The sequence below is a fragment of the Acinetobacter rongchengensis genome, assembly GCF_003611475.1.
GTDB lineage: Bacteria > Pseudomonadota > Gammaproteobacteria > Pseudomonadales > Moraxellaceae > Acinetobacter > Acinetobacter rongchengensis.
This window is the reverse complement of record NZ_RAXT01000039.1, coordinates 25,341-32,600: the sequence shown is the minus strand read 5'-3', so window position 1 is coordinate 32,600 and position 7,260 is coordinate 25,341. Positions and strand designations below refer to the sequence as shown.

Sequence of the window (7,260 nt, the reverse complement as noted above, 5' to 3'; positions counted from 1 at the left end):
TGTGACTGGTATGATTTGAACTTAGATGAGAAATTAAAAGAAGATAAACAAATGTTAAATAAAAATAATGATCAATATTTAAACCGTATTTTATTTGGTGCAGCAGGTACAGGTAAGACTTTTCATAGTATTAATCATGCATTATCCATTGTCGAAAATAAGCCTCTTGAAGTTTTAGACAAAGAAGATCGCACGGCGCTAAAAGAACGTTTTGATCAATATAAAGAACAAGGTCAAATTAAGTTTGTGACCTTTCATCAAAGCTTTAGTTATGAAGATTTTGTGGAAGGAATTCGGGCAGAGACGGATGATAATGGACAGTTAAATTATGATGTGAAAGATGGAGTATTTAAAGAACTTTGTGATAAAGCTAAACAAAAAAAACTTGATAACACACTGATTCAAATAACAAAAGAAGTCGAGTTTGGAAAGGGATATTTTATAAAGAAGATGACTTCTGAATTAATCGAAATCCAAAAGCCTAATGGAAATATTATTCATTTGTCTCGTACTTTGGCAGAATTATTACTCAAAGAGTATAGAGAGAAAAACATTACAATTAGAAATCTAGCTGATAAAAAAGTTATTGATGTTTTAGGGGAATCTCCATTATTAGAACCATTTCTTGTGAATGGTTATAGTGCGATTTGGGCAAATTTAATTCCATTTTTAGATACCTTTATTAAGGACTTCAACAATGATTTCCAACAGAATAGTAATTACGTATTAATTATCGACGAAATTAACAGAGGTAATATTTCTCGGATCTTTGGTGAGTTGATTACTTTAATTGAAGACTCTAAACGTAAGGATGCTGAAGAACAGTTATCAGTAACTTTGCCCTATTCCAAAAAAGAATTTTCTGTACCAAATAATGTTTACATTATTGGCACAATGAACTCATCAGACCGTTCTTTAACTGGTTTAGACATTGCCTTACGCCGTCGCTTTACCTTTATTGAAATGCCACCACAACCTAAAGAAATCAAAAATGAGCATGGTGAATTATTAAAAATCTCTGGAAAAGATAAAAATGGTATCCATAAAGATGTGATTGTTGCGGATATTTTATCAGTCATCAATCAACGTATTGAAGTGCTGTTAGACCGTGACCATTGTATTGGTCATGCCAACTTTATGCCTTTAAAAAATCAGCCTACGCTTGAAAATTTAGCATCGATTTTTAAACAAAAAATCATTCCACAACTTCAAGAATACTTCTTTGATGATTGGGCAAAAATCAATATGGTATTGTTCAATAATGAAATGATTATTGAAGAAATAATTAATGTTGCCGAATTATTCCCACCGAATACAGGGGAAGATCTTTATTATTCTGAACAAAAAAAAATATGGAAAATCAATGAGAATGCATTTGAAACCATTGATGCCTTTGTCAATATTCTCGGTTCAAAAGGCTAAGTCCTCATGGCTGATTTTACCGTCCGAGAATATGCCTTCATCAGCATTGCTTATGAAGGTTGTCCTGATTCTAGTTTAAACCATGCTTATATTCCTGAAAAAGCATTTGAGCACCTGTGTGAGCTGTCTGCTTCATTTTCTAAGCATGGTGCAAAAGTGTTTGAACTTGCAGGACGTAGAAAGCTAAAGCTAGACCAATATGTAGGGGTTATTGAAACCCCATGTGGTACACGAATTGAAATTCTGCCGAAGCATGTTGAAATCGATACTGATGATGAGGAATCTGTAAGGCGAAAAGAGCGTAATTTACTGCAATCAATGCTAAGCGTGTCTTTACATTTATCTTCTAGAGAAGTCGGTGTTGCAAGTCTAAATTGTTTTAAAAATCAACCATTAAATGAATGGATTATCACGCAGTTTCTTGCTTCATTTGAGCGTTTGGTGCAACGTGGTTTACGCTTTGACTATAACCGAGTACAAGAAGAACAAAAGTTTTTACGTGGGCAGTTACAGCATGTGAAATACATGCGCCAACCAGCTGCAAAAAAGCATATATTCCCGATTGAGCATGATGTTTATGAAGTAAATCGTCCAGAGAATCGCTTGATACGTGCAGCATTGGAAGTGGTTTGTAAAAAGACGAAAGATGCAAGCAATTGGAAGCTCGCACAAGAACTTCGTTTAATGACGAATGAAATTCCTAAGAGTTTGAATGTAAAGCAAGATTTTAAAAATTGGCTATCGGTACGATTGTTAGCACACTATAAGGACATCAAGCCTTGGACTGAACTCATATTGGGCGAGAAAATGCCTGTTTCCACCCAAGGAGATTGGCGTGGTATGAGCTTACTGTTTCCAATGGAAAAGCTGTTTGAAAATTATGTTGCTTATCATTTACGTCTTAACTTAATTCGTTGGAATGTGAAAACACAAATATCGAGTCAACATATATGTTTATATGAAGAAAAACCTATTTTTAGATTAAGACCTGATATCCATATTCAGCATAGAGAAACAAATCAAATTATTGTCTTGGACACAAAGTGGAAATTGATTAACCAAAATGATCGAGCTGGACGTTTTGGGTTGAAGGATAGTGATATTCAACAGATGTTTGCTTATAGTCATTATTACTTAAAGCATTCTAGTCAAGTCATCTTGATTTATCCTCAAGTTACTACACAATTTGATAATAAATTGGAGTTTAAATTTAATGTCGAAAGTGGTGAAGCCCTTTTAAGAGTAATTCCATTTCATCTGGATGAACCAAAAAAAGTATTAGATTATTTGCTAGATTAGGTATGAGTTAAAACGCTTAAACAATTTTTAAATGGTTTATACTGCCGACAATGACAAACTATTTTTTTAGTAATTTTGATAACAGACCGCTTCATCTTAGATATACAGCTACTAAACACCATTTATCCCTATGAGCATGCGTTAGGGGGGATATGGATCAGATAGTAATACAGCGATATAGAGCAGATGACACAACTTATGAGTGATCTTGTGAAGATGAAGCAGTTTGCATCTGATTCATGATGAAATGCTGAGACGAAAGGATAAATGCTAAAGCTTGAGTATGTTTAAAATGATTTTTTACATAAAATAGTCACTCATTAGTCACAGGATTGATTTTAATTTTCTAAATGTTTGATATTTATTGTTTAAATTTTTAATTTGATGTTCTGTATTGGAAAATAAGATTACTGATCTAGATAATATCTCAAAGCTGACTTCGGTCAGCTTTTTTATTAAAAGTTATTGTTTTGTAAGCTGAATTTACAAGGCTCTAAGAATTCTTTATTGTGATTTATCTATCTTTACCCAAAAATAAAAGGTTTGATCGATGAGAAAAACGCCTTTATTACTTTCAGTTATTGTTTTCATGCTGACACCCCATGTTTGGGCTGAACAAGATGATTATGGTTTTTTTGAAGAAGCAGCAAAAAATAATATTACGATTGTGCAAGCACTCAGAGCCAATGACGAAACAGCTGTAACTTTGCAAGGTCATATTGTTGGTCAAATTAAGCATGAACATTATGAATTAAAAGATACAACAGGTTCGATGGCGATCGAGGTCGATGATGATTTAGCGACAGCAGATCAACTAAAAGTTGGAACAGAAGTAAAAGTTGTTGGTGAAATCGATACCCATCGTTATAAACCGACAGATATTGAAGTGGTAAAAATAGAAATAATGAAAGAATAATATATCGATTTTTTGATCAATATGTAAGTGTAAGTACTTACATATTGATGTAATTTTTTTAACTGTGCTTAATGTTTAAGTGTTTGATCAATAAGTAAATACATAATATACCGACACCTAAGCAAAACCCAAGAATACCCACCATAAAACCAAAGTGATCTGACAAATACCCTGCTGTAATGATGGGGATAATGGTTCCAAAATAAGCAATAAACAAATAAGTTGAAACCACTGCTGCACGATTTTCTATATTGGTCATATGATGGATGAAAGCAAAAGCTCCTAACAAATTTAAACCATGCCCGATTCCCACACAAATAACACTGAAAAAGAACAGCATACTCCAATGCATAGTGATACAGATTGAAAGAATGACATAACTCACAATCAGGAAGATCAAACCTACATTTAAAGTTTTATGCATGTCTAGAGATTTTGCAAACCATTGTACTGATGCTGAAATCAGTAAAATACTCGCAATTGTTGCGCCACTCACCAAAGGGCTATGCCACGGGATCACATCTTTAATAAATGACGGCGCTAAGGATGCAAACAAACTAAACGAACCAAAAGCACAGAATGCACTAAAACTGGCAATATAAAATAAGGTTTTAAATTGGGGTTCAGGACGTTCCAAATGAGGTGCGATTGAAAAAGGTAGCTTTTCGAAAGAAGCTGTTTTAAGGGTAAATAGGCTGATTAAGCTTAAAATTGCAGCAAAAATGACGGGGAGATACGGTGTAATGAGTGGTTGATCTGAATATTGTGCAATCGTTCCACCAATCAAAGGGCCTAAGCCAAAACCCATCACCGTAATAATAGAGCTGAGTTGTGCTGCATTCTGTTTGTGTGAATCTGGAATGGTATAAATTAAGCCAAGCATTGCAGAAGTACTGATTAGACCTGAAGCTATACCAATAGTAAAACGTCCAAAACCGAGTAAATAAGTGTTTGAAGCAAAAACAGAAAACGTTAAGCCAATAATTGCAAAAAACAAACCGATTTGTAGCGTACGAATAAAGCCAAAACTGTTACTAGTACGTCCTAAAAATAATAAAGTGGTCAAACAACCGAACATATAAGCGACAAAAATATAGGTAATTTGACTGGGTAGTAGATGCCAAAGTTGTTGATAAATCGGATATAAAGGGCTAGCTAAGGCGGTACCAATAGTCCCAATGCACAAGGCGAGGCTGATCATTAAAAATGGTCGCCATGATTGCTGATTCATGATTTTTGAACTGTAATTGCAAATAAAGATTGCACATAAAAAAAGCCAAGCTCTAGCATAATGAGTTTGGCACGGAGGATTTTAACGATTTAAAAAGATTAAAACTTAATCAATATAAGGTCAATGGATTTTTAACTGTTTGTTATAAAATTATGCATAACGTTTTAATAACTGAATAAACGTTTGTAACTCCTCTTCATTGGCAGTTGGTGTATCAGAAATCACATGTTCTCTTAAATGTGCTTCAATCAATTCATTCATTAATCCATTCACGGCGCCTTTGATGGCTGCGACTTGCTGTAGAACATCAATACATGATTTTTCTTTGTGGTTTAGTGCTGTTTCAACAGCATTTATTTGCCCTTGTATTCGTTTAACGCGGTTTAAAACTTTTTTATTTTGATATAAATGACCCATAAGCAAACTCCAAAAAATATACTCCCTTATAGTATATTTTAAAATGAAATAATATACTCTATGGGAGTATTTAAAAGGATCTATTCACATGCAGTTTAAAACCATCGATCGAGTACATCATCATCAGTTTGATGAGGGTAATCCATTGGCACAAAAGAAGATATTGTGGGCAACGATACTTACAGGACTCATGATGATTTTTGAAATTGCAGGTGGTTGGGTTTTTAACTCGATGGCACTACTTGCTGATGGTTGGCACATGAGTTCGCACATGTTAGCTTTAGGGATGGCTTATTTGGCATATCGAGCTGCACGTCATTATGCGAGTGATATTCGCTTTAGTTTTGGCACATGGAAAATCGAAATTTTAGCAGGTTATAGCAGCGCAATTCTTTTAATGGTTGTCGCTTTATTCATGGCTTTTCAATCGATTCAGCGATTATTTCATCCTGTTCAAATCCATTATAATGAAGCAATTCTGATTGCTATTTTAGGATTAGTGATTAATTTGATTTGTGCATGGCTACTGCATGATGACCATCACCATCACCATCACCATCACCATCACCATCACCATCACCATCACCATCACCATCACCATCACCATCACTCGCATGAGCATGGCGATCATCACGAGCACGATTTAAACCAAAAAGCTGCATTTTTACATGTGGTTGCAGATGCCTTGACTTCTGTTTTAGCAATTATTGCCTTAATTGCAGGTAAATTTTTGGGGTGGGACTTTTTGGATGCTGTGTTGGGGATTGTCGGTGCTGTTCTTGTAGGAAAATGGTCTTTGGGCTTGATTCAAGAAACAGGAAAAACCTTGTTAGATGCAGAAATGGATCATCCTGTCGTTGATGAAGTGCGTGAAGTGATTGAAAGCTTACATGTAGATGCGAAAATTACAGATATTCATGTTTGGAAAGTTGGGAAAGGTAAATTTTCAGTCATTTTGGTTTTAGAAAGTCGTGATAAAAATTTAAACGCAGATATGGTTCGTCAAGCATTGTCTATTCATAAAGAGTTGGTGCATATTTCGGTGGAAATTAATCAACCTGCTGTGTTTAATTTTGTTCCACGTGAAACGCATTAGAGACAACAGTTTTCAAACATCTAGGTGGATAAATTATGTTTTAATGCCTTACATTATTTTTTTAATTTTAAGTCTATATGTTAAAGCAATTGATCGCCTTGAGTTTAAGTGTAGGACTATGTAGTACCAGTTTTGCCAATGTGGATAGTGTGAAAGCCAAGTTGCTACAACAATACCCTAATGTAAAAATTAGCAATCTACAAAGTACTGAAATGCAAGGCTTGTACAGCGGAACATTAGATAATCAAATTGTTTACATCAATGAGGATGTACAGCATTTATTTATTGGTTCGATGATTCGTTTAAAAGATCAACATAATTTAACTAAAGATCTAGTTGTTAAACAAAACACAGTAGATTTTAAAAGTTTACCCTTAAATGATGCAGTAAAAACAGTCAGGGGGAATGGTAAGCGACAGCTTGCGATCTTTTCTGACCCAAATTGCCCATATTGCAAAACGCTTGAAGGGAATTTAGCCAAGTTAAATGACGTGACGATTTATACGTTTATTTACCCAATCAAAACGCAATCAATTATTCCTTCTAAGCAAGTTTGGTGTTCTTTTAATCGAGAATATGCATGGAAAAACTTACTGCAAAAAGGGACTAAACCGACTGCTGCAGCCACATGTGAAACTCCAATTGAGCGTAATCTTGCTTTAGGTAAAAAATTAGGTTTGCAAGGTACCCCAGCCATTATTTTTTCAAATGGTTATAAGGTGATGGGGGCTTATCCAGCTGAAGAAATTGAGAAAATTTGGAAACAGTCAGGTCTATAGTTATTTCAAAATAGAACGCTACTTTTTATTTAGCAAAAAGTTATTTCATAAAAAACAAAAAGCACTGAATTTTCAGTGCTTTTTATCAGACCTATCATCT

7 protein-coding genes are annotated in these 7,260 nt (G+C 34.5%); 5 read left to right on the top strand and 2 right to left on the bottom strand.

What is annotated here, in order from left to right:
- From D7V20_RS14295 to D7V20_RS14285, 3 genes are all read left to right on the top strand, one after another.
- Nucleotides 1-1,422 (top strand): McrB family protein (locus tag D7V20_RS14295; protein ID WP_235831648.1); only part of this gene is annotated, 1,422 nt, incomplete at its 5' end.
- A gap of 6 nt (nt 1,423-1,428) precedes the next feature.
- Nucleotides 1,429-2,721: an McrC family protein gene (locus D7V20_RS14290; RefSeq protein WP_120384859.1), complete on the top strand. Its 1,293-nt coding sequence runs from the start codon at nt 1,429-1,431 to the stop codon at nt 2,719-2,721.
- A 550-nt stretch (nt 2,722-3,271) separates the two neighbouring features.
- Entirely contained in the window at nt 3,272-3,637 is a 366-nt protein-coding gene (locus tag D7V20_RS14285) for a NirD/YgiW/YdeI family stress tolerance protein (RefSeq protein WP_120384858.1), read from the top strand.
- 58 nt (nt 3,638-3,695) lie between these two features.
- On the opposite strand, the gene D7V20_RS14280 is transcribed toward D7V20_RS14285, so the two are convergent.
- Nucleotides 3,696-4,868, bottom strand: coding sequence for an MFS transporter (locus tag D7V20_RS14280; RefSeq protein ID WP_120384857.1), 1,173 nt, complete (start codon nt 4,866-4,868; stop codon nt 3,696-3,698).
- Nucleotides 4,869-5,018: 150 nt separating this feature from the next.
- Nucleotides 5,019-5,285 (bottom strand): metal/formaldehyde-sensitive transcriptional repressor, encoded by a 267-nt coding sequence (locus tag D7V20_RS14275; protein WP_120384856.1) that lies wholly within the window; start codon nt 5,283-5,285, stop codon nt 5,019-5,021.
- An 88-nt stretch (nt 5,286-5,373) separates the two neighbouring features.
- Here D7V20_RS14275 and dmeF point away from each other — a divergent pair, with 88 nt between their 5' ends.
- Nucleotides 5,374-6,381, top strand: coding sequence for a CDF family Co(II)/Ni(II) efflux transporter DmeF (gene dmeF, locus D7V20_RS14270; RefSeq protein ID WP_120384855.1), 1,008 nt, complete (start codon nt 5,374-5,376; stop codon nt 6,379-6,381).
- 77 nt (nt 6,382-6,458) lie between these two features.
- A complete protein-coding gene (locus tag D7V20_RS14265) occupies nt 6,459-7,160 on the top strand; it encodes a DsbC family protein (RefSeq protein ID WP_120384854.1) in 702 nt (233 codons plus the stop codon).
- Nucleotides 7,161-7,260: the final 100 nt, after the last annotated feature.

Bases quoted from the DNA above. Each gene is read 5' to 3' on its own strand.
- D7V20_RS14290 (WP_120384859.1), top strand. From the start codon at position 1,429: ATGGCTGATTTTACCGTCCGAGAATATGCCTTCATCAGCATTGCTTAT.
- D7V20_RS14285 (WP_120384858.1), top strand. From the start codon at position 3,272: ATGAGAAAAACGCCTTTATTACTTTCAGTTATTGTTTTCATGCTGACA.
- D7V20_RS14280 (WP_120384857.1), bottom strand. From the start codon at position 4,868: ATGAATCAGCAATCATGGCGACCATTTTTAATGATCAGCCTCGCCTTG.
- D7V20_RS14275 (WP_120384856.1), bottom strand. From the start codon at position 5,285: ATGGGTCATTTATATCAAAATAAAAAAGTTTTAAACCGCGTTAAACGA.
- dmeF (WP_120384855.1), top strand. From the start codon at position 5,374: ATGCAGTTTAAAACCATCGATCGAGTACATCATCATCAGTTTGATGAG.
- D7V20_RS14265 (WP_120384854.1), top strand. From the start codon at position 6,459: ATGTTAAAGCAATTGATCGCCTTGAGTTTAAGTGTAGGACTATGTAGT.